Origin of the sequence: Streptomyces flavotricini (assembly GCF_020639365.1) — a bacterium.
Lineage (GTDB): Bacteria > Actinomycetota > Actinomycetes > Streptomycetales > Streptomycetaceae > Streptomyces > Streptomyces flavotricini.
In genome coordinates this window covers 6648890-6672109 of the sequence record NZ_JAINUL010000001.1, presented here as the reverse complement: position 1 = coordinate 6672109, position 23220 = coordinate 6648890, and the positions used below count along the sequence as shown (strand labels likewise).

The window sequence follows — 23220 nt, the reverse complement described above, 5'->3', positions numbered from 1 at the left end:
GGGGCGCTCCAGGGATGCGGGTGACGGGTGGCTGAGGGGTAACGGTGAGTCAGGGCCAGAGTAGCCAGCGCAGACGGCAGGAGGGCCCGGCGGCCCGTCATGTGGGACGGCGGCCGGACCCTCGGCGCCACCGGGGCGCGGACGAACGGACCAGAGGCCCGGACCAGAGGTGCGGGACCAGAGGCCCGGACCAGAGGTGCGGGACCAGAGGCCCGGACCAGAGGTGCGTACTAGAGGTTCTGCTGCCGGATGATGTCCTCGAGGGAACCGCTCGGGATCGAACCGGCCGGGCTCAGCTTGTCCACGGCCTGCGGCAGCGACTGCGCGATCTGGTCGGCGGCCTCCTGCGGGCTGACGCCCGCCTGCTCGGCGACCTGCTGCAGGGTGTCGTCCGGCAGCGCCTCGGCGATCTGGGCACCGCTGACCGGCTTGTTGTCTCCCGTACCGATCCAGGACTGTGCCTGGTCGGCGAGACCGGACTTGCCCAGCATGTCCATCAGCCCGCCGAGCGGATCGTTCCCGCCTCCGGCCGCCTGGGCCGCGCCCGCACCGCCGCCGCCCATGAGGGCTCCGAGCAGCGCGCCGAGGATGTTGCCACCGCCACCGCCACCGCCACCCGCCTGGCCGCCGCTGCCGCCTCCGAGGAGGCCGCCCAGGAGGGAGCCGAGGTCGTTGCCCGCCATCGTCCATGCCTTTCGAGAGGGTTCGAGACACGGACAATGTCACTCGATCCGCCTCAAGCTGCCACTTGATGCGGAATGTCCGGGGCGGGTGCGATAGAACGGCCGGCATGATCTTCCACATCGTGCCGCTCGCCGACTGGACCGCCGCGCCCGAGCTTCCGTACGCACCCTCCTCGCTCGAATCGGAGGGCTTCGTGCACTGTTCGGCGGACCGCCCGACGGTGCTCGCGATCGCGGAGGCGCACTACCGCGACGTACCGGGTCCGCTGCTGGCCGTCGAGCTCGACGAGCGGGCCCTGACCTCGGAGGTCCGCCGCGAGGGTGAATCGGGCGGCCGCTACCCGCACGTCCACGGCCCGTTGGACCGGGCGGCCGTGGTCCGCCTCTGGGAGGTCGCGCGCACGCCGGGCGGCCCGGCGGAACTGGTCCCGTGGGAGCACGGCTCCTGAGCCGGGTGGCGCGGGGGCTTCTCCTGGGGCCCGGGAGGGACCAAGATGCTGCACGCCATCCCGGAGCGACCCGATCAAGGAGCACCCCATGAGCGACCCCACGCCGACGGCCCGCCGTACGGTACTGGCGGCAGGAGCAGCCGTCGCGCTGGGCGGCGGCACGCTCACCGCGTGCGGCGGCGAGGCGAAGAGCCCGAAGAGCGAGCCGGGCAGCCCCTCGACCTCCGAGACCGCCGCCCCGTCCTCCCCCGCGGCAGGAACGGGCAAGGCGCTGCTCAAGTCCTCCGCGGTACCGGTGGGCGGCGGCACGGTCCTCAAGGACGAGAAGCTGGTGGTCACCCAGCCCACGGCCGGGTCCTTCCGCTGTTTCACGGCGGTGTGCACGCACCAGGGCTGCCTCGTGAACAAGGTGGAGGCCGGCACCATCGACTGCCCGTGCCACGGCAGCAAGTTCCAGATCACGGACGGCGCGGTGGCCCACGGCCCGGCGACCCGTCCCCTGGCGGAGAAGCAGATCACGGTGGCCCCGGACGGGAATATCTCGCTCGCGTAGCCCGGTCCGCCCGGCCTACGCTCCCGGGATGAACGAGCCGACCACGTCCCCGGAAGCCCTCGCCCTCGTACGCGACCACACGATCTACGCGTGCGTGATGGGCTCCCGGGCGTTCGGCTTGGCGACGGAGGCGAGCGACACCGACCGGCGCGGTGTCTACCTCGCCCCGACGCCGCTGTTCTGGCGCTTGGAGAAGCCGCCGACGCACGTGGAGGGCCCGCGGGAGGAGGAGTTCTCCTGGGAGCTGGAGCGCCTGTGCGAACTCGCCCTGCGCGCCAATCCGAACGTCCTGGAGTGCCTGCACTCCCCGCTGGTGGAGCGGCTTACCCCGCCGGGCGAGGAGTTGCTCTCCCTGCGGGGGGCCTTCCTCTCCCGCCGGGCGCACACCACCTTCACCCGGTACGCCACGTCCCAGCACGCCAAACTGCTCGCGGACGTCCGCGTCCACGGCGCCCCGCGCTGGAAGCACGCCATGCACCTGGTGCGCCTCCTCCTGTCCTGCCGCGACCTGCTGCGCACGGGCCGCCTGACGATCGACGCCACCGAGCACCGCGACCGCCTCCTCGCGGCCAAGCACGGCGAACTCGCCTGGCCGGAGGTGGACACCTGGATGGCCCGCCTCCGCGAGGAGTCGGACACGGCCCTGACCACCACCCCCCTCCCCCCGGAACCGGACCTGGCCCGCGTGGAGGACTTCCTCCTCCGCGCCCGCCGCACGAGCGCCTCGGCATAGCCGGCCGCCAACGGCCGCCCGGCCCGGACTGCGAGCAGTCCGGGCCGGGCGGGTTTCAGACGGGGCGCACGGGGCGCACGGGTTCAGCGATGGCTGACGAGCACGTGGACCTCTCCGTTGCCCGTTCCGGTGACTCCCGCGTCGTTCGCGACGAACCCCGGGGCGACCCAGCCCTGCCAGCTGCGGCTGGCGTAGCGGGCGTTGTGGTAGGTGATCCCGTCCGGGGCCACGGCCACGAGGTTCGCGTCACCGTTGGACATACCGGTGATGGCGACGCTGGTGGCGTTGTCCACTCCGCCGATCGGGCTCCATCCCTGCCAGGAGCCGTTGACGAAACGGACGGTGTGGTACTGGCGCCCGTCGTTGCCGACGGCGACGAACTGCGCGTCACCGTTGGGCATGCCGGCGATGGCCACCGACGAGGCGGCGAACCCGGCGGCTCCCTGATAGCCGTCGATCGCGTTCCAGGCCTGCCAGGAGCCGTTGGCGTAGCGGGCCGCGTGGTAGAGCTTGCCGTCGAGACCGACGATCACGACCTGCAGATCACCGTTCGGCATGCCCGTCGCGGCGACCGCGCGGGCACTCCAGGTCGAGACGGGGTTCCAGCCCTGCCAGGAGCCGTTCTTGTAGCGGGCGTTGTGGTAGATCCGTCCGTCGGATCCGATGGACATGACCTGCGCGTCGCCGTTGGGCATGCCCGCGATGGCCTCGTCGCGCGAAGCCCACGTCGAGCCGGCCGTCGCACCGTCGATCGCCCCCCACTTGGTCCAGCTGCCGTTGGGGTACCGGGCGACGTGGTAGAGCTTCCCGTCCGTGCCGGTGCCCAGTACCTGGACCGACCCGTCGGGCGTCGAGGTGATCGCGTTCTCGGATCCCTGGAAGTATCCGGCGCCGCCCACACCCGCGAGCGGGCTGAAGGGGGCCCAGCCACCGGTCGGCGACTTGATGGAGTGGAAGAAGGCCGATGAGGGAGCGGGGTGGGCGTCGGATCCCGCCATGACGGTGCCGAGCGCGATCCAGCCGTTGCTGCTGCTGGTGTCGCCGCCGTTCCAGGCGTGGACGGTGGCGCTGTCGTTCGGCCCGGCGAGGATGTAGTCGGCCTTGGCGTCACCGGTGAAGTCGCCGAGCTGGACGAGCTGACGGTTGGTGGTGAAGCCGGTGGTGACCTGGCCGAGGGACTTCCAGCCGCCGAACCCGTCGCCACCCTGGTTGAGGTAGGACTCGATGCCGCCGTTGTCGTTGATCACGTGGTAGTCGGCCTTGCCGTCACCGTTGGAGTCGGCCCAGCGCACGCGGGAACGGTCCGGGGTCGCGCCGCCCGCCACCTTGCCGAGGGCCTGCCAGCCGCCGTTCCCGTCGCCGCCCTTGTTGAGGTGGACGCTCACGTCGCCGGCGTCGCCGTAGGCCACGTAGTCGGACTTGCCGTCACCGTCGAAGTCGACGAGGCGGACCTTCGTACGGTCGGTGGTCGTACCGGCGAAGACCTGGCCGATGTCCTTCCAGCCGCCCTCGCCGCCGCCCTTGTTGAGGCGGACGCTCAGCGATCCGTTGGCATTGATCATCACGTAGTCGGACTTGCCGTCGCCGTCGAAGTCCGCGAGGCGGACCTGCGAGCGGTCGGTGGTGGCGCCCTTGAAGACCTGGCCCAGCAGCTTCCAGCCGCCGGACCCGTCGCCGCCGTTGTTGACCCAGACCGAGACGGTCCCGTCATCGGCGATCAGGGTGTAGTCGAGTCTGCCGTCACCGTCGAAGTCCGCCCAGCGGACCCGGTCGTTGCCGTTTCCGACCTCGGTGCCGGCCACCGGCACGTCGCCGAGCTGGGCGGCGACCACGAACTCGGCACCGAAGGACGTCCCGTTGGCGTCGGGCTGCTTGCCCGGCCACGCGACGACCTTGCCGCCCTTGCGCGCCCACAGGTCGGGGATTCCGTCGCCGGTGATGTCACCGACCGAGGCCAGGCTCGGATAGGTGGCTTCGTCGAACCCTGTTCCGACCTTGACGCGTGTGGCGGTGCTGCCCCAGGCGGTGGGGTCGAGGTTGCCGTCCGGCCCCTTGCTCCCGTAGGTGCGGAACAGGTCGCCGGTGGCGTTCTCCCGCAGCCACAGGTCGGGGACCTTGTCGCCGTTCAGGTCGCCCGCGGCGATGACCGTGAACTTGTCCCAGTCGCCGTTGCCGACGAGCACGGGTTCCTTGTCGTCAAGGATGTTGAAGACGGTGCCGTAGTACGCCCAGAGCTGCTTGCCCTGCTTGACCAGCAGGTCCTGCAGCCCGTCCCCGTCGAGGTCTCCGGAGGCGATGATCTGTTCCGCGTTGGACCAGTGGTTGTTCTCGTGGTTGCTCACGTCCAGACCGGTGGGGTTGTCCACCGTTCCCATACCGGTGTTCGCGTACGTCGTCAGCTGCTTCTTGCCCAGGACCGAGTTGTACTGGAGGGAGACGAGGTCGTTGTCCCCGTCGCCGTCCCAGTCGCCCTGGTAGGCGATCTGGGCTCCGCCGAACGCCGCACCGCCGTCTTCCGACTTGGCCCGGACGAAGGTGCCGTTCCCCTGTCCGGTGTAGGTGAGGAGCTGGTCCTTGGCGTCGAGGGTCCAGATGTCCCGGTTGCCGTCGCCGTTGAGGTCCCCCGGACCGTCCAACAGGTTCGAGCGCTTGGCGTAGTACGTGTACGTGGCCGTGTCGGAGCGGTTGCCGGCCTTGTCGATGGCGTAGGCGTAGACGTGGTGCGGACCGGCACCGGGCGGGACGATGGTGACGCTGGCGTCGGGTGCCACCGACTTCAGCCGCGGCTGGTCATCCGTGTAGTACCAGATCTCCTTCAGGTCCGTCTCGCCATTGGCGCCGAAGGTGAAGGAACCGGGCGTACGGGCCACCCCGGTCGTGGCGGGCCATCCCGCCGAGCCATCGGGGAACTGGGCGGAGCCGATCACGGGCGGATGGCTGGGCCTGTCCCGGTCCACTGCGAACGTGCAGGTGGAGGACCAGGCGGAGGAGGCGTTGTCCTGGTCCGTGATGCGGACCTTCCAGCTGTAGGACCCGCTCACCAAGGTCGCGTCAGGGACGGACCACGTCACCACGCGTCCCCTGAGCGCGGGAAGCGCCTGCGTCGCGACCGGGGCGCTCTGGCCTGCCTTGAAGAGCTGGAACTCGGCCTGCAGGTTGCCGCCGTCCGCGTCCTCGGCCTTCGCGTACAGGGCGATGCGGGTATTGCCGATCACTCCGCCCTCGGTGCACGACGTGGCGGGCGAGGTGCCCAGGCCGGTCGGGGTTGCGGGCGGGTTGTTGTACTCGGTCTCCAGCACGATCGTCTTCGGGTCGAAGCGCTTCCACTGGTACTGGTCGCTCTCGTTCGGTGCGTAGAGGCCGAGCGTGAGGGAGTTCCAGCCGTTGGAGGCGGCCTCCTGCGCGATGGAGGTCGCATTGAACTCCAGATTGCCCGCGGCGCATTCGGCGCGGCCCTTGGCGGCCTTCACCGTGTCGAGCATGCGGCGCTGCTTGGGCTGGTGGTTCCAGGTCGTGTCCGACGAGATCGCCTCGGTGCTCCACAGCTCGACCGGGGTCGCCGTGCAGGACCAGGACCACGTCTCCTTGATGCGGAACGTGGACTTGGTGATCTGGGCGCCCTTGATGTTGGCGGTGTCGAGCTGGAAGAAGGAGCGGGAGAGCCCGTTCGTCTCGCTCTCGTAGCCGACGCGGACGTCCTGCTTGGTGTTCCAGTAGGAGTTGTTCGGCCAGCTGCGGTAGGCCCAGGCCCAGTCGTGGTGCTCGCTCCACGCGACCGAGGGGTCGATGTACACGGGGTACTTCGTGGCGGCGCCGGTCAGGAGGGCCTGGTCGGGCTTGATCTCCAGATTGCCGCCCGACACCGTCGTGGGCATCTGGGCGTCCTTGGCGCCGGACGGCGGCACGAACACGTCCGACGGCGCCGGCGGGGTGCCTTCCGCCGCCACCTGCGCACGGGCCCCGGTGCTCTTGGCCGCGGAGGCCCAGCCCGCGGTGGTCGTGGAGTCCCACATCATCGGCGCGGACGCGGTGAACACGTCCTGTCCGGCCGGGTTGACCGCCTTGATGAGCCCGCTCGTCCCGTCCGTGGAGACGTTGAGGCCCACCGTGTCGAGCTTGAACCTCAGCGTCGCGAGATCGGGGTGCTTGGCGGCCGCGGCCGTCTTCACGATCAGAAGCTGGGAGAAGCCCTCGATCTCGGCCTTCAGCTGCAGGTCCACATCGGGCAGCACGTTCGCGTACGTCGCCACGTTCCCGGCCAGCGTCGGCTTCGGCAGGGCCTTCGGCCACGTCAGCGAGAACGTCCGGCCGTCCTTCACACCCGACAGGAACGGCCCGGTACCACCGCCGGAGAACGTCACCGAACCGGCGACCGCCTTCGAGGCGACCGCCCCGTTCGCCGTGAACTGCAGCGTCGGGTCGGTCGCCACCCAGGCACCGCCGCGCCGCACGCGCACGGGGGTTCCGTACCGCTTCACGGACCACTTGCCGGTCGGCATGGCCCATGTGTCCGAGGACTGCGTGCGCGCCTTCACCAGTTCGTAAGGCTGCCCGGTCTCCTTGGCTTTCTTCAGCGCGAAGTCCTCGGCGCTCATCGAGCCGTCGGCGACAGGATCCGCCGACGCCGCGACAGCCGCTCGCGGCTCGAGAACCAACAATCCCGTCGCGGCCATTCCCCCCGCAAGAGCGAAAGAGATACCGGCCCGAATAAGCCGCCTATCTCTTCGCCCCCGACGGAATATCCCCTCCACCACGCAAACTCCCCATGCCTTAAAACTTGGCTGATACCGGGCGCGACACTACCCGGCTCAGGACCCCACCCCCCACCACCACCTGCGACTTCACCTGATCAACACAGACATGTCCACTTTGACACGGGAAGATCACCTTTGCATTCATTCAGCGTGAACAGTGTTGATTAATGCGATCTGACGGTACGTCCGATATCACCGATAAACCCTGTTAGCCTGCGCTCCGATAATTTCAATCGAGCAGTTGGGGTGGGGTGTGAGACGATTTAGCACGCGAGGGCTTTCGGCAGCATTGGCTGCCGTGGTTCTCGCTGGTGCGCTGCCCGGCGCAGCAGTAGCGGCAGAGGCCAAGAACGGCCCGCCATTGCCGGGACCCAAGCAGCCGAAGGCCGTTCCGGTGGCGAAGGTCGCCACGGGTGGTGCGAAGCGCCCGGACGCGGCCGCGAAGAAGCAGAAGCCGAAGACGAGCTGGCCGGCTCCCGGCTCGGCCGAGGTCTCCCTGTCCACGGGAGGACGGGCCGGCAAGCTGCCGGTCAAGGTCTCCCCTGCCGATGCAGGACTGGCGAAGTCGGCCCTGCTGCGGAGCAGTCCGGCAACCGGCGTCACCGATCCCGGCCGGGTCAAGGTCTCGGTGGCAGACAAGGAATCCGCTCGCAAGGCGGGCGTTGACGGCGTACTGCTGTCGGTCGGCCGCTCGGACGGCTCGCCGAACTCCGTCCCGGCCAAGGTCGAGGTGGACTACGACTCCTTCCGCGGCGCGTACGGCGGCGACTACGCCGCCCGTCTGCACCTGGTGGAGCTCCCGGCCTGCGCGCTGACCACTCCCGACCGCGCGGAGTGCCGTACGCAGAAGCCGCTGAAGACGAAGAACGACACCCGCACGGGCAGGCTCTCCGCCCAGATCAGCACCCCCGGCACGACGGCGAACGCAGGCAAGCCGGCCCAGAAGTCGATGTCCGCGGCGGCCGCCGCACCGGGCGCCATGGTCCTCGCGGCCACGGCGGATGCGTCCGGCCCGACCGGCGACTACAAGGCGACGTCGCTCCAGCCGTCCGGGGCGTGGACCTCCGGCAGCCCGACCGGGGCGTTCTCCTGGTCGTACAAGGTCGACGTACCGAGCGTGCCGGCCGGACTCCGGCCGACGATCGGCCTGGGCTACAGCTCCCAGGCCGTGGACGGCCGTACGGCCGCGTCGAACACGCAGGGTTCGTGGATCGGCGACGGCTGGTCGTGGGAGCCGGGGTTCATCGAGCGCCGGTACAAATCCTGCGAGGACGACAAGACCGGTGGCACGAACACGACGAAGGTCGGGGACCTGTGCTGGTTCAACGACAACGTGACCCTGTCGCTGGGCGGCAAGTCCTCGGAGTTGGTGTACGAGCAGGGCAAGGGCTGGCACCCGGCCACGGACTCGGGTGAGAAGGTCGAGAAGCTCACCGGTGCCAACAACGGTGACAACGACGGTGAGCACTGGAAGATCACCACGACCGACGGTACGCAGTACTTCTTCGGCCTGAACCGGCTGCCGGGCTGGAAGGACGCGTCGACACCGACGACGAACTCAGCGTGGACCGTTCCGGTGTTCGGCAACCAGGCGGGCGAGCCCTGCTACAACGCCTCCTTCGCGAGCGGCTGGTGCCAGCAGGCCTGGCGCTGGCAGCTCGACTACGTCGTCGCCCCCGGCGGGGACGCGATGGCGTACTACTGGAAGACCGAGACCAACAACTACACCCGCAACGTCTCCTCGACGACGGGCAAGGGCACGGTCACCCCGTACATCCGCGGCGGCTGGCTCGACCACCTCGACTACGGCCTGCGCGCGGACTCCGTCTACACGGCCAAGGCCATGGGGCAAGTCACGTTCGACGTGGCCGAGCGGTGCCTGAGCACCTGCGGCACCTTCGACGAAGCCAATGCCAAGAACTGGCCCGACTCACCGTACGACCAGTTCTGCAAGGACGGCTCGACCGAGTGCAAGAACCAGTTCTCCCCCACGTTCTGGTCCCGTATCCGTCTGACCGGCATCAATACCAAGATCCTCACCGGCGGCGCGTACCAGGACGTCGACTCCTGGAAGCTGGACCAGAACTTCCCTCCCTCAGGTGACGGCATCTCCACCCCGATGTGGCTGAAGTCCATCCAGCGCACGGGCAAGGCCGGCGACGCCCCGGACATCACGCTCCCGCCGGTCACGTTCGCCGGCGAGCAGCGGCCCAACCGCGTCGACAAGACCGGCGACGGCCTCGCTCCCTTCATCCGGCTTCGGATGTACCAAGTGACCACGGAGACCGGCGGCACCATCGGTGTCACCTACTCCCAGCCCGACTGCACCGCCGCGACGCTGCCCAAGCCGGACGAGACGAACACCACGCGCTGTTACCCGGTGAAGTGGATGTTCGAGGGTGACACGGCCAAGCTGGACTGGTTCAACACGTACGTGGTCACGCAGGTCGTCGAGGGCGACAACCTGGCCGACACCCCCGACTCCGTGACCTCGTACGCCTACCTCGGCGGGGCTGCCTGGGACAAGAGCACGGACGAGTTCACCAAGCCCGAGAACCGCGTGCACTCCATCGCCCGTGGATACGAGCGGGTCCAGACCCGCATGGGTGCGGCGGGCGACCCCAAGTCGCTTGCGGAGGCACGCTACTTCCGCGGCCTGGACGGCCGGGACGTCAAGGACTCGGCGGGCTTCGCCGTCACCGACCGGCCGGAGTTCGCGGGCAGCCCGCGCGAGACGGCCACGTACAACGGTGACGACACCGCCAAGCCCGTATCCAGCATTTCCTACACGCCGTGGCGGTCCTCCCCGGTGGCCACGAGGAAGCGCCCGGGGCTACCGGACCTGGTGTCCTACAAGACGGGTACCGAGAAGAAGGCCAGCCGCACCACGGTGACCGGTGGCGTCCACACTCTCGAAACGACCAACCGCTTCGACGACTACGGGATGATCGACTCGGTCTCCGAGACCGGTGACACGGCCGTTGTCGGCGACGAGAGCTGCAGCACCACCTACTACGCCCGCAATACAGACAAGTGGATCGTCAACCGCGTCAGTCGCGTGGAAACCGTGGCGGTGCCGTGCGGCACAGCGGTCAACCGGCCGACCGACGTCATCAAGGACGTGCGTACCTATTTCGACGGCGGCACCTTGGGCACCGTCCCCGGGGCGGGCTGGGTCAGCAAGACCGAGGCGATCAATGCCAAGGGCGACAACTACGACACCGGCTCCTACATCCCCAGCACCTGCGGTGCCAACCGGGACCAGCTCTGCTACGACATCTACGGGCGTCAGCTGGCCTCCGCGGACGCGTACGGGCAGGTGACGACGACCGGCTACACGCCGGCCACCGGTGAAGCCCCGACGGCGACGGTCGCGACCAACCCGAAGGGCCACACGGCTTCCTCAGTGCTCGATCCGCTCCGCGGACAACCTCTGCAGGTCACCGACGCGAACGGAAAGGTCAGCAGCACAGAGTACGACGCACTGGGCCGCCTGACGAAGGCATGGAGCCCGAACCGGCCGGCCTCGACCTACCCGCAGGCCCCGAGCCGGTCCTTCGAGTACCTGGTGCGCAATGACGGTCCGGTCGTGGTGACGTCGAAGACCCTCACGCACGACTACAAGTACGCCCAGAGCTACGCGATCCTGGACGGTCTGCTGCGCCAGCGGCAGACCCAGACGCAGTCACCCGATCTGGCGGGGCGTCTGATCACGGAATCGTTCTTCAACACCCTCGGCCAGGCCTGGCGCAGTTCCGGCACGTTCTACGCCGAAGGGGCCCCGGGACCGGACCTGGTGACGGGTCAGCAGACGGCGTACCCCTCATCCACGGACACGGAGTACGACGGTGCGGGCCGGGTGACGGCTGTCGTGGCGAAGAAGTTCGGCACGGAGACCAAGCGCACCACCACCACGTACACCGGCGACACGACCACGGTCGTGCCCCCTCAGGGCGGCACGTCCACCACGACCGTGGTGGACGCCCTCGGGCGCACGGTCGAGACCAAGGAGTACACGGACCCTGCGCGAACGGCCTCGCAGTCCACGCTGTACACGTACAACAGGCTCGGACAGCTGGGGCAGGTAACGGACGCCAGTAATGCCAAGTGGACGTACACGTATGACGTGCGCGGCCAGCAGATCGAGACGAGTGACCCGGACAAGGGAGTCACCAAGACCACTTACGACCTGGGCGGTCGAGCGACGGACGTCACGGACGCCCGAGGCGTCACGCTGCACAGCGACTACGACGAGCTGGGCCGCGTCACCGCGATCAAGCAGGGCGCCACGCTCCTGACCTCGTCGGTCTACGACACGGTCGCCAAGGGACAGCTCACGAAGTCGACCCGGTACGTGGACGGCAAAGCGTTCGAGTCCGAGGTGCTGCTCTTCAACGATGCGTACCAGCCACTAACGACCAAGGTGACCATCCCTTCCACCCCGGACACGGGCGCGCTGGCGGGCACCTACCAGTGGACGAACACGTACAACATCACCGGACAACAACTGACGACGAAGCAGCCGGCGATGGGCGACCTGCCTGCAGAGACCGTCGGCAGCACCTACAAGTCGGTCTCCGGCCTCCTCAACAACATGGCCGCCGGCAGCAGCCGGCTGGTCACGGCGATGACCTACGACCACTACGGCCGTACCACCCGGGCGGAAATGGGCGCCTTGGGCCAACACGTATACCGGTCGACGGAGTACGACGAACACACCGGCGCCGTCACCCGCACCTATACCGATCGCGACCTGGCCCCGCAGCGCGTCGAGGACACGAAGTACGGCTACAACGCGGCCGGCAGCCTGACCTCGATCGCCACAGCCTTCGGCCAGGACAGTAGCCGCACGACCGACACCCAGTGCGTCAGCCTCGGTGCGCTGAACCGTATCGTCGAGGCCTGGACCAACAAGGGCGAGACGTGCGCGCCCGCGCCCAACTCATCGGTGGTCGGTGGTGAGGACCCGTACTGGACCTCGTACACCTTCGACGCCGTGGGCAACCGCAAGACCGAGACCCAGCACAAGACGGCCTCCGGCCCGGTCGCGGACACGGTCCGCACCTACGCCGCCCCGACCGGAGGCAAGCACGACCTGCCCAAGGTCAGCCAGACCGGCACCGACCCCCGTGACGAGGTCTTCACCTATGACGCGTCCGGCAACACCAAGACCCGCAAGAGCGGCACCGCTGACACCCAGTACCTGACCTGGGATGCCGAGGGCCGCCTCAAGTCCCTCGACCAGGGTGCCGGCAGCAACACGTTCACGTACGACCCCTCGGGCCAGCGGCTGCTCCGCAAGGACTCCACAGGCACCACCCTCTACCTCCCCGGAGGCAACGAACTCCGCCTTGACAAGTCCGGCACCGTGAAGGGCACCCGCCATTACGGCGACACCGCGATGCGCACCGGCGGCAAGCTCACCTTCGTGCTGGCAGACCACCACAACACCGGAACCACCCAGATCACCGCCGACGCCACGCAGGCTGTCACCCGCCGCAAGACCGGACTGTTCGGTGGAGAGCGCGGCACCAAGCCGACCGGCTGGGCGGGCGAGAAGACCTTCGTCGGGGGCACCAAGGACACCGACACCGGCCTCACGCACATCGGAGCCCGCGACTACGACCCCTTGATCGGCCGATTCATATCCGTCGACCCGATCATGGACCTCAAGGACTCCCAGCAACTCCACGGCTACACGTACGCCAACCAGAACCCCTGGACCTACTGGGACCCCACCGGTCTGGCCCTCCAGGAGTGCGCCAGCGGCATGTACAAGTGCCACAACGGCAACGACCCGTACGACTACGGCAACCGCTACGAGACCGAGGTCGAGGCGGTCGGCGGCACCCTCGCCCCCGATTACGTCGAACGAAAGCGGCGGCAGCAGACGGCTCCGCAGGGCGGCAAACCCTCTGGCGGCTCCTCGAAGACCGGACACCGGAAGGTCACCTGCAATCGTGCGGGCTGCAGCGGAAAGTGGGTGGATCAGCCCCTCGGCAATGACCGCGATTACGGGCACGGCATCCTCACCGGAATCGTGGAGGGCCTAACTTTCGCCTGCCAGGGTTTCAAGCTCTTCGGAGAGGTGGAGTGCGCCGGTGATGCAATGCGCAAGGAGTTCGCAGCGGACGGCGTGGATGTCAGCAGCGCAGCCTTCGACATGGGTGTCGGTCAGGGCGGTGCCCTTGCGAGTCTTCCCTTGGGTCCGGTCGCTCCGGAAGCCTCGGCCGCAGCGAAGTTCTCGCAGGCTGCACTCTTTCGACGAGGGGTAAACATTGGCGAGTTTTCCGGACTGGCCCTCCCGATGCAGCGTAGGACCGTGAAGCAATACGCCGAGCTGGGTGGCGCGAGCCTGTCCGGAGTAAAATGGACCATCAACAGGCAGTCGGAGCTCATAGGGAAAGACCTTTACGGCCATACGAATCCCCTCACGAAGAAGATAACTTTCTATCCGGACGCGTTCTCATCCGAGGAGAACATGGTCAAGACGATCGGCCATGAACGGACGCACGTGATGCAGCTCGAACTCTACGGACCGGGCGCGGAGGACACCGTTGGCGGGCGAGCGTACGAGGACACCGCTCACGCCATCGAACCTTCCTTCTGGCAGTATTTCAAGTCGAAGGGTGGCTCGTCGTGACGGACACCCGCCGCACACAGAATTCGAGGATCGGGTCGGAGTAGTCGATGCCAAAAAATGATCGCGCACAATGGATGTCGGCTTTGGCTGCGCTGATCGACGGAAGCCCTGCCGTGAGCTGTCCGAGGTGCGGTGAAGCGCAATTGAAGTTGCGCTACGTCGGGGATCCCGAAACCAGAATCGGGTTCAGCATGACCTGGTGCGGTAACTGCCTCCATGGAATCAGGGTTTCGCGGACCAAGGCACCACTGTCCGTCGATTTCAAATCGTTCGACGATCCGGATTCTTTGGTTGGAGTTCCCGACTTCGTCGCCATAAATTGACAAGAGGATGAGTGCCCCGGTCCGGGATTCCGGACCGGGGCACTCCGGTGTGCGGGTGCGCTATTCCTCGCCTCGCCGTGTGTTCCGCGCTACGGGTGCCTCACGCGTCCCAGAGGGTGCCGCAGCTGAGGAGGTCGTCGCGGTATTCGATGCGGGACGTCCAGTCTTCGGGCCAGACGGACGCGCCGAGGTGGGCGCCCGCGAAGGCGCCTGCCAGGCAGGCGATCGAGTCCGAGTCGCCCTTCGTGCAGGCGGCGCGGCGCAGGGCCGTGAGGGGGGAGTCCGGGAAGAGGAGGAAGCACTGCAGGGCCGTGGCGAGGGCCTCCTCCGCGATCCAGCCGTCGCCCGTCGTCAGGCACGGGTCCGTTTCCGGGGAGGGGGAGCGCAGGGCCGCCGTCAGGCGGTCCAGGACCGCCAGGCAGTCGTCCCAGCCCCGGGCCATGAAGGACTCCGGCGAGGCGTCCGAGGCCGTACGCATCCACAGGTCGCCGAGCCAGCGCTCGTGATAGCGGGTGCGGTTGTCGAGGGCGTACGAGCGCAGCTGCCCGACCAGGCCCGTCACCTCCGTGCCCTGCGCGAGGAGGTGGACCGCCCGGGCCGTCAGGTCGGAGGCCGCGAGGGCCGTCGGGTGGCCGTGGGTGAGGGCCGACTGGAGCTGGGCCGCGCCGGCGCGCTCCTCCTCCGTCCAGCCGGGGACCAGGCCCACCGGGACCACCCGCATGTTCGCCCCACAGCCCTTCGAGCCGGTCTGGCTCGCGTCCCGCCAGTCCCGGGAGGGGTCGTTCAGCAGGCTGCAGGCTCGCAAGCAGGTGTTGCCGGGGGCCCTGTTGTTCTCCGGGGAGTGGTACCAGGCCACGAACTCCTCCCGGATCGGGCCCGCGAGGAGATCAGGGTCCAGGGGCCCCCGTTCCGCCGCCGTCCGTATGCCGCGCGCCAGGGCCAGGGTCATCTGGGTGTCGTCCGTGACGATCGCCGGGCGGGGCAGGGGCATGGACCGCCACGGGCCGGTCTTCGCCAGGATCGACGGGACGTCGTTGAACTCCGTGGGGAAGCCCAGTGCGTCACCCAGCGCGAGGCCCATCAGGGCCCCCGTCGCCGGCCGCTTCCTCGATGTCGGGGCCAGGGTCATTGAGCGTGTCCTTCCGTGGGACGGAGCAGGGGCGGGTGGAGGGCGGTCGCCGGGCCCGCCCGGTACAGCGCGGCCGGTTTGCCGCGGCCTCCGGTCAGCCGGGCCGCCCCCGGCACCGCCTCGACGAAGCCGGGCGTCGCCAGGACCTTGCGGCGGAAGTTGGGGCGGTCCAGGGCGGTGTCCCAGACGGTCTCGTAGACGGACTGGAGCTCCCCGAGGGTGAATTCGGGCGGGCAGAACCCCGTGGCCAGGCAGGTGTATTCGAGTTTCGCCCCGATGCGGGAGCGTGCGTCGGACAGGATCCGCGCGTGGTCGAAGGCCAGCGGCCCGGTCTCCCCCACCGGCACCCAGCGCGCCTGCGCCGCGTCCCCGCCGCCCTCAGCCACCGGCTCCGGCATGTCCGGGACCAGCGCGGCGAAGGCCACCGAGACCACCCGCATCCGCGGATCGCGGTCCGGATCGCTGTACGTGCGCAGCTGCTCGAGGTGCAGCGCGGCGACGACCGCCTCCGCCAGTCCGGTCTCCTCGGCCAGCTCCCGGCGGGCCGCCGTCTCGGCCGACTCCCGCGGGAGCAGGAAGCCGCCGGGCAGCGCCCAGGCCCCCGCGTACGGGTCCTGGCCGCGCCGGATCAGCAGGACGTTCAGCGCGCCGCCCCGCACCGTGAAGACCGCCAGGTCCACCGTCACCGCGAACGGTTCGAACGCGTGCGGATCGTACCCCTTCATCGGTTCTCCGGGAGGGGGTCCGCGAAGTGCCGTCCCTCGGCCAGCACTTCGTCCACGGCTGCGACCGCCGTCTTCAGCCGGGTCTCGCGGTCCCCGCGCACGACCAGGAAACGCCTGCCCGTGCGCGTGAGTTCCTCACGGAAGCGGTCCGTCATCCACGGCCTCAGGTGCTCGCCGTCGCGCAGACCGTCGTCCTCGAAGGGCACGTCCGCGTGGTCCGTGAGGAGGTAGAGGTCCCGGTGCGTCAGCGCGGCGGTCTTCTCGACCTCCTCGCTGCGCCCTCCCGTGTACCGCTCGTGCCAGATGCCGGTCGCGAAGGAGTCGGTGTCGCAGATCAGCACCGGCGAACCCGTCCGGGCCGCCCGCTCCTCCTCCGCGTCCTGGCGGCGGGCGATGAGCGGGAACTCATCCGACCGGAAGGACACGTCCTCCCAGGTGGCGGAGGGGTTCGCCGCCTGCGCCGCCGCCAGCTTCTCTTCGCTGTACGCACGCCCGTACTCCGCGACCCAGCCCGTCCCGGCCCACACCCCGCCGCGCGCCCGGTAGTGCGCCGCGAGCGCCCGCGACAGGGTCGTCGTACCGGTCGACTCGGCCCCGAGCACGACGATCCGCCGGGTCAGGGCCGCGCGTACGCCGGGACCCAGGAACTCCCAGTTCCCGACCGGGTCCGCCCGGACCGCCGTACCGGAGACGGGGAAGCGGGTCCGCCCCGGGTCCACGCGGACCTCCTCGGCCCCGAACCGCCGGGCGAGCTCCGTCCCGTACTCCTCCGAGGTGAAGACGGCGTCGACGCGCCCCGGCACCGCGCCCCGGAAGACCGCCATGTGCGCCTCCCAGACCGCCGGGTCCCGCAGGTCGACCGGGATGTCGTCGACCGCGCCGACGACCTCGGCCCCCGGGTGCGCCTCGCGCATCCACGCCACCCGGTCGGCGAGCGGCACCGATTCCACGGAGGCCGCGCACACCAGCACGGTCAGCCGCTCGCACTGCTCCTGGGCGGTGCGCACGAGGTGGTGGTGGCCGGCGTGCGGCGGGTAGAACTTGCCGAGGACCAGGCCGTGGGCGTAGCGCTTCGTACCGCTCGCGCCGCTCATGCCGTCGCCTCCGCCGCCGTACGGGCGCCCCGCGCCGGGAGCGTACGGAGCCAGCCGAGCAGGCCGACCACGCAGAGCACGAGGAAGCCGGCGTACAGGACCGAGGTCAGGTACAGCCCCTTGTACGCGTAGAGCGGGATGTAGACGAGGTCGGCGGCGATCCACAGCCACCACGACTCGACGAGCTTGCGGCACTGGCCGTAGGTGGCCATGAGCGAGAGCCCGGTGGTCAGCGCGTCCCAGAACGGGACGGTGGAGTCGGAGACCCGGCTCAGCAGCAGCGTGAGCCCGAGCACCCCCACCGCCCCCGCCGCGGCCAGCACGGCCCATTCGGTGCGCGTGGTGCGGCGCACCGGCAGGGCGTCGGCGGTTCCTGGTCCACCCCCGTGGGTCCAGGACCACCAGCCGTACGCGGCGAGGGCGATGAAGACGATCTGGAGCCCGGCGTCGGCGTACAGGCCGGACCGGGCGAAGAGCACGATGAAGAAGACGTTGTTCGCGATGCCGATCGGCCAGTTCGCGACGTGCTGCCGGGCGACGAGCCAGACGCACAGGGCTCCGGTGGCGAAGCCCAGGATTTCGGTCCAGCTCATGACGGCCGACCCCCCTCGTTCTTTAATAGTCACGTTGACTATAAACAGCGGGACGGGTCCCTGACAAGCGAAAAGCCCGCAGTGCCACGTGGGCACTGCGGGCTTCTCCCAGCCGTTGGGCGAGGGCTACAGACCGACCTCGCGCATGAGCATGCCGACCTCGGTGTTGGTCAGGCGGCGCAGCCAGCCGGACTTCTGGTCGCCCAGCTCGATCGGGCCGAAGGAGGTCCGTACGAGCTTCTCGACCGGGAAGCCGGCCTCGGCCAGCATCCGGCGGACGATGTGCTTGCGGCCCTCGTGGAGGGTCACCTCGACCAGGTAGTTCTTGCCGACCTGGTCGACGACGCGGAAGTGGTCGGCGCGGGCGTACCCGTCCTCCAGCTCGATGCCGTCCTTGAGCTTCTTGCCGATGTCGCGCGGCAGCGGGCCGGTGATGGCGGCGACGTACGTCTTCTTCACGCCGTACTTCGGGTGCGTGAGGCGGTGGGCCAGCTCACCGTGGTTGGTGAGGAGGATGATGCCCTCGGTCTCCGTGTCGAGCCGGCCGACGTGGAAGAGGCGGGTCTCGCGGTTGGTGACGTAGTCGCCGAGGCACTGGCGGCCGTCCGGGTCCTCCATGGTGGAGACGACGCCGGCGGGCTTGTTCAGCGCGAAGAACAGGTACGACTGGGTGGCGACCGTCAGGCCGTCCACCTTGATCTCGTCCTTCGGCTGGACCCGCTTGCCCTGCTCCAGCACGATCTCGCCGTTGACCTCGACGCGGGCCTGCTCGATGAGCTCCTCGCACGCGCGGCGCGAACCCATGCCGGCACGGGCGAGCACCTTCTGCAGGCGCTCGCCTTCCTGCTCGGCGCCGGGGAAGGTCTTCGGGGTCTTGATCTCGGGCTTGTCGGCGTACCGGTCGCGCACGCGCTCCTCGATCCGCGCGTCCAGCTCGCGGGGACGGGACTGGCCGCTGCGGCTGCCGGGGCCGCGGCGCGGGCCGCCGGCCCCGCCGATGCCGGGGGTCTTGGAGGTGCGGGGACCGCCCTTGGCGCCACCGCGCGCCGCGTCACCGCGGGCGCCGCCGCGGTTGCCGTCGGCCGCGCCGCGGGCACAGCCGCCCTGGTAGCCGCCGCCGGAGCCGCCACCGCGGGAGCCGCCTCCCGAGCCGCTGCCGCCGGAGCCGCCACCGCGGTAGCCACCCCCGCCGCCGCTGGAGCTGCCGCCGCGGGAGTTACCACGCCCGCCGCCGCCACCGCCGCCGCTGTTCCTGTTGCCACCGTTGCCGTTGCCGCTGCTTCGCATCAAAGTTCCGTCGTCTTGTCGTCTTCATCGGTATCCGGTGCATCCGGATCGAACGACGGAACACCCTCTTGCGTCTCGGCTTCGATCGCGTCCGCCTCGGGGAGGAAGGGCGCGAGCTCCGGGAGCTCATCCAGGCCGCGCAGGCCCATCCGCTCCAGAAAGTAGTTCGTCGTCCTGTACAGGATCGCACCTGTTTCGGGTTCCGTGCCCGCCTCGGCCACCAGACCGCGCTGGAGCAGGGTCCGCATGACCCCGTCACAGTTCACTCCGCGGACCGCCGAGACCCGCGATCGGCTCACCGGCTGGCGGTACGCGACCACCGCCAGCGTCTCCAGGGCCGCCTGGGTCAGCCGGGCCTGCTGCCCGTCCAGTACGAAGCGCTCGACGGCGTCGGAGTACTCCGCCCGGGTGTAGAACCGCCAGCCGCCGGCGACGAGCCGCAGCTCGAAGCCGCGCCCCTGGACGGTGTACTCGTCGGCCAGCTCGCGCAGGGCGTCGGCGACCTCGCGCGGGGGGCGGTCCAGCACCTTGGCGAGGTGCGCCTCGGTCGCGGGCTCGTCCACGACCATGAGGACGGCCTCCAGGGCGGGCTTCAGCGCGAGCCGGGCCACGTCGCTCATTCCTTGACCTCCACGATCCGGTCGAACTCGTCGGTGACGGTCGGCATCCCGTCGCCGTCCCCGCCGCTCCAGCGGACGGTGAGCGTCCGCAGGGCCTCCTCCTGGTCGAGGGCCACCGCCTTCTCGCGGTAGAGCTCCAGGAGGGCCAGGAAGCGCGCGACGACGGTGAGGGTGTCGTCGGCGTCCTCGGTCAGCTCCTGGAAGGTGGCCTCGCCGCGGGCCTTCAGCAGCGCGACCACGACCGCGGCCTGCTCCCGCACGCTGACGAGCGGCGCGTGGATGTGGTCGACGTAGACCTGGGGCTTGGCCTTGGGCTGCATGGCCTTGACCGCGAGCCGGGCGAACCCCTCGGCGCCGATGCTGATGACCACCTCGGGCAGCAGCTCGGCGTGGTGGTCCTCGAGACCGACGGTGCGCGGGTAGCGGCGGCCCTCGTTCTCGGCGCGCAGCTCGAAGATCTCGGCGATCCGTTTGTACGCGCGGTACTGGAGCAGCCGGGCGAAGAGCAGGTCTCGGGCTTCGAGCAGGGCGAGGTCGGCCTCGTCCTCGACCTCGGCGGCCGGCAGCAGGCGGGCGGCCTTGAGGTCGAGGAGGGTGGCGGCGACCACGAGGAACTCGGTGGTCTGGTCGAGGTCCCAGTCGGGGCCCATGGCGCGGATGTGCGCCATGAACTCGTCGGTGACCTTGGAGAGGGCGACCTCGGTGACGTCCAGCTTGTGCCGGGAGATCAGCTGGAGCAGCAGGTCGAAGGGCCCCTCGAAGTTGGCCAGCCGCAACGTGAACCGCCCGCCGGCTTCGCCGGGACCTCCCTCGGGCACCCCGGCGGCCGCAGGAGCCTCGGCAGGCGCCTCCACGCCCTTCTGGCCGGCCTCGGCCCCCGCCGTGGCCACCGGGTCCTCCGCGGCGGGCGTACGGGGCTCAGCGAGCGCGTCGGCGGCCGCGGGGGGCTGCTCGGGCTCCCCGCCCGGCCCGCCCGCCGCGGGCCCCTCAGGAGGCACGTGAGCCTCTCGGGGCGCGGACTCGGCCCGGGCGCCGGGTCCGCGCCCCAGACTGCGGCGGGCGGGGCGGCCGGGATCTGCGGGAAGGGGCATCAGGGTCCAAGGCGGTACGGAAGGGGTGTCGGTCGGCCGGAGCCAACCCCAAGGCTGCCACGCTCCGCCCACCTCCCTCCCCCGGACCCGCCCGGGGGAGGAAAGCCGCGGGGGCGGGAGCGGCAGGGGCGGGAGCGGCAGGGGCGGGAGCGACAGGTCAACCGGCGGAGCCGGGGGCGACAGCCGCCGGGGGAAGTTCGGTGGCAACCGGCGGAGCCGGGGCCGGGAGACGCGGGGGCGGGAGCGGGAAATCCCCACCGGGGTGCCGGGGGCGGCAGGCCCGGTGGCCCGCCCTCCGCGCCTTGAGACCGCCCGGCACGGGCCCGCCCGCCGCCCGTGCCCCCGGCCACCACGGGTAGGAGGGTCCACCGGCCCGAAATCCCCGCCGGGTCGGCGTCAGCCACCGTCACGACGGCGGCCGGGCCCGGAAGCGACGCGCAGGGCGGGCACACGGGGCGGAACGACGGCGGGGGCGTGAGGCGCGGGGAGGACGGCCGGCAGGCCGTGTCGGGCCTCAGGCCCGGCGGGCAGGGGCGGCTTCGGGCCTGCCCGCGGGGTCGTGCCCCGCACTCCACCGGCGCCGCCCCGCCGGAAGCACCGCCGTCACCACGGCCCGGCGCGGTGGGCCACCGTCCCGGCACCGCCCACCTCCCGCATCCCGGCAGTGCCCGCGGCCATGCGGTCACCGCCCCGGCCGGTCAGGCGGGCGGCACCCCGCCGGTCAGGCGGTCAGCGGCCGCGGAGTCTGCGGACCAGGATGCTCGCGTCGCCGCGGGACTCCAGGTCCGCGAGCACGACCGCCACCGCCTCGCGGACGATGCGGCCGCGGTCCACGGCCAGCCCGTGCTCGCCGCGCAGCACCAGCCGCGCGTGCTCCAGGTCCATGAGCTCCTCGGCGGAGACGTAGACCGTGATCTTCTCGTCGTGCCGTTCGCGCCCGCTGGGCCTGCGGTTCGCCCCGCGGCCCTGGCCCTTGCCCCGCCGGGGCTCCGGGCTGACAGAACCTTCCTGCGGGCGCCGGGGTGCGACCACCGACTCCGGGCCGGCCACCGCGGCCTCCCGGCTGCGGCCCTCGCCCGCCGTGCCCTCCGCCGACGTCGCCGCGTGCTCCCCGGCGCCCGACTCCTCCGGGCCCCGCCGCGGCGAGGACGACTGGAGCGCCATCCCCCCGGTCGTACGGAACAGTTCGTCGGCTCCGGGCAGACTCACTCGGCGTGACACCGGGCGAGCACCTCCCTGGCCAGCTGGCGATAGGCGGCGGCTCCGACGGAGTTGGAGGCGTACGTGGTGATCGGCTCGCCGGCGACCGTGGTCTCCGGGAAGCGCACCGTACGGCCGATGACCGTGTGGTAGACGTGGTCGTCGAAGGCCTCGACGACGCGCGCCAGCACCTCGCGGCTGTGCACCGTACGGGAGTCGTACATCGTGGCGAGGATGCCGTCGAGCTCCAGCTCCGGGTTGAGCCGCTCCTGCACCTTCTCGATGGTCTCGGTCAGCAGCGCCACACCGCGCAGTGCGAAGAACTCGCACTCCAGCGGCACGATGACCTTGTGAGCCGCCGTCAGGGCGTTCACGGTCAGCAGGCCGAGCGAGGGCTGACAGTCGATCACGATGTAGTCGTAGTCGGCCATCAGGGGCTTGAGCGCCCGCTGCAGCGTCGACTCTCTCGCGACCTCGCTGACCAACTGCACTTCCGCAGCGGACAGGTCGATGTTGCTCGGCAGCAGGTCCATGTTCGGAACCGCGGTCTTGAGCAGCACCTCGTCGGCCGACATGCCCCGCTCCATGAGCAGGTTGTAGACCGTCAGGTCGAGTTCCATCGGGTTCACGCCGAGGCCCACGGACAGTGCGCCCTGCGGGTCGAAGTCGACGAGCAGCACGCGGCGCCCGTACTCGGCGAGCGCGGCGCCCAGGTTGATGGTCGACGTGGTCTTGCCCACGCCGCCCTTCTGGTTGCACATCGCGATGATCTTCGCCGGACCGTGGTCGGTCAGCGGACCCGGGATCGGGAAGTACGGCAGCGGCCGTCCGGTCGGGCCGATCCGCTCCCGGCGCTGACGGGCAGCGTCGGGGGCGAGGGTGGCCGCGTACTCGGGGTCGGGTTCGTACTCCGCGTCCGGGTCGTAGAAGTGCCCTTCGGGCACGTTTTCGTAGTCGGCGAAACCCACGGGCTTTTCGCCGCTCAGGTCGCCGGCCCTGGAGTTCACGTCTAGGCCGTCCATGCTCTTTTGGGGCGTCGTCATGTGCTGGTGGTTTGCGAAGGTGCGGATCGCGACGGAGCCGACCGCTTCGAGCCCGCCGGATCCTTGGCCCCGGTCTGGCGTCCCTGCTCGACCACCCCCGGGAGCAAATGTCGACTCATTCACAAGTCGTCTTACCTCCTCGGACGTGACCAGGACACTTATCGATAGGTCAGCGTGGCACCATGCCGACGGTTGGCGACTCTATGGCGTGTCACCACTCAGCGGCAACACAATCCGTCGGACCGGCAACGATGTGTCGGCAACCGAACACCACTCTGTCAAGGGCGTCCAGGCCGTCAC

General features: G+C 70.0%; 15 protein-coding genes. 4 read left to right on the top strand and 11 right to left on the bottom strand.

All coding sequences use genetic code 11. The annotated features are described in order from the left end of the window. Window positions 1-230: 230 nt before the first annotated feature. Window positions 231-683, bottom strand: a complete 453-nt coding sequence (locus K7B10_RS30405) for a YidB family protein (RefSeq protein WP_229340948.1) — start codon at window positions 681-683, stop codon at window positions 231-233. Window positions 684-790: 107 nt separating this feature from the next. Between K7B10_RS30405 and K7B10_RS30400 the strand changes: the two genes are divergently transcribed. The 3 genes from K7B10_RS30400 (at window position 791) to K7B10_RS30390 (ending at window position 2418) form a co-directional block, all read left to right on the top strand. Next, complete coding sequence (locus tag K7B10_RS30400; RefSeq protein WP_229340946.1) at window positions 791-1132, top strand: DUF952 domain-containing protein; 342 nt, start codon at window positions 791-793, stop codon at window positions 1130-1132. Window positions 1133-1220: 88 nt separating this feature from the next. After that, on the top strand, window positions 1221-1685 hold the full coding sequence (locus K7B10_RS30395; protein ID WP_229340944.1) for a Rieske (2Fe-2S) protein: 465 nt from the start codon (window positions 1221-1223) through the stop codon (window positions 1683-1685). Window positions 1686-1713: 28 nt separating this feature from the next. Continuing rightward, window positions 1714-2418, top strand: coding sequence for a nucleotidyltransferase domain-containing protein (locus K7B10_RS30390; RefSeq protein WP_229340943.1), 705 nt, complete (start codon window positions 1714-1716; stop codon window positions 2416-2418). 83 nt (window positions 2419-2501) lie between these two features. Here K7B10_RS30390 and K7B10_RS30385 read toward each other — a convergent pair whose 3' ends face one another. After that, a complete protein-coding gene (locus tag K7B10_RS30385; RefSeq protein ID WP_229340941.1) occupies window positions 2502-7013 on the bottom strand; it encodes an FG-GAP-like repeat-containing protein in 4512 nt (1503 codons plus the stop codon). Window positions 7014-7470: 457 nt separating this feature from the next. On the opposite strand from K7B10_RS30385, the gene K7B10_RS30380 reads away from it, so the two are divergent. Further along, on the top strand, window positions 7471-13815 hold the full coding sequence (locus tag K7B10_RS30380) for an RHS repeat domain-containing protein (RefSeq protein ID WP_229340939.1): 6345 nt from the start codon (window positions 7471-7473) through the stop codon (window positions 13813-13815). A 423-nt stretch (window positions 13816-14238) separates the two neighbouring features. Here K7B10_RS30380 and K7B10_RS30375 read toward each other — a convergent pair whose 3' ends face one another. The 9 genes from K7B10_RS30375 to K7B10_RS30335 form a co-directional block, all read right to left on the bottom strand. Next, window positions 14239-15267: an ADP-ribosylglycohydrolase family protein gene (locus K7B10_RS30375; RefSeq protein WP_229340937.1), complete on the bottom strand. Its 1029-nt coding sequence runs from the start codon at window positions 15265-15267 to the stop codon at window positions 14239-14241. Then, on the bottom strand, window positions 15264-15992 hold the full coding sequence (locus K7B10_RS30370) for an NUDIX hydrolase (RefSeq protein WP_229340935.1): 729 nt from the start codon (window positions 15990-15992) through the stop codon (window positions 15264-15266). The genes K7B10_RS30375 and K7B10_RS30370 overlap by 4 nt, the downstream gene beginning before the upstream one ends. Next, window positions 15989-17086: an AAA family ATPase gene (locus tag K7B10_RS30365; RefSeq protein WP_229340933.1), complete on the bottom strand. Its 1098-nt coding sequence runs from the start codon at window positions 17084-17086 to the stop codon at window positions 15989-15991. The genes K7B10_RS30370 and K7B10_RS30365 overlap by 4 nt, the downstream gene beginning before the upstream one ends. After that, complete coding sequence (gene pnuC, locus K7B10_RS30360; RefSeq protein ID WP_229340931.1) at window positions 17083-17679, bottom strand: nicotinamide riboside transporter PnuC; 597 nt, start codon at window positions 17677-17679, stop codon at window positions 17083-17085. The genes K7B10_RS30365 and pnuC overlap by 4 nt, the downstream gene beginning before the upstream one ends. Window positions 17680-17805: 126 nt before the next feature. Beyond that, window positions 17806-18966 (bottom strand): pseudouridine synthase, encoded by a 1161-nt coding sequence (locus K7B10_RS30355; RefSeq protein WP_229340929.1) that lies wholly within the window; start codon window positions 18964-18966, stop codon window positions 17806-17808. Then, window positions 18966-19586, bottom strand: coding sequence for an SMC-Scp complex subunit ScpB (gene scpB, locus K7B10_RS30350; protein ID WP_229340927.1), 621 nt, complete (start codon window positions 19584-19586; stop codon window positions 18966-18968). Before scpB ends, K7B10_RS30355 begins: the two co-directional genes overlap by 1 nt. Then, the gene (locus tag K7B10_RS30345; RefSeq protein ID WP_229340925.1) at window positions 19583-20677 is read right to left on the bottom strand and encodes a segregation and condensation protein A; all 1095 of its coding nucleotides are present in this window, start codon (window positions 20675-20677) and stop codon (window positions 19583-19585) included. The genes scpB and K7B10_RS30345 overlap by 4 nt, the downstream gene beginning before the upstream one ends. Before the next feature lie 729 nt (window positions 20678-21406). Next, window positions 21407-21898, bottom strand: coding sequence for a hypothetical protein (locus K7B10_RS30340; protein ID WP_229340923.1), 492 nt, complete (start codon window positions 21896-21898; stop codon window positions 21407-21409). Further along, entirely contained in the window at window positions 21883-22920 is a 1038-nt protein-coding gene (locus K7B10_RS30335) for a ParA family protein (RefSeq protein WP_229340921.1), read from the bottom strand. Before K7B10_RS30335 ends, K7B10_RS30340 begins: the two co-directional genes overlap by 16 nt. Between the last annotated feature and the right edge of the window lie 300 nt (window positions 22921-23220).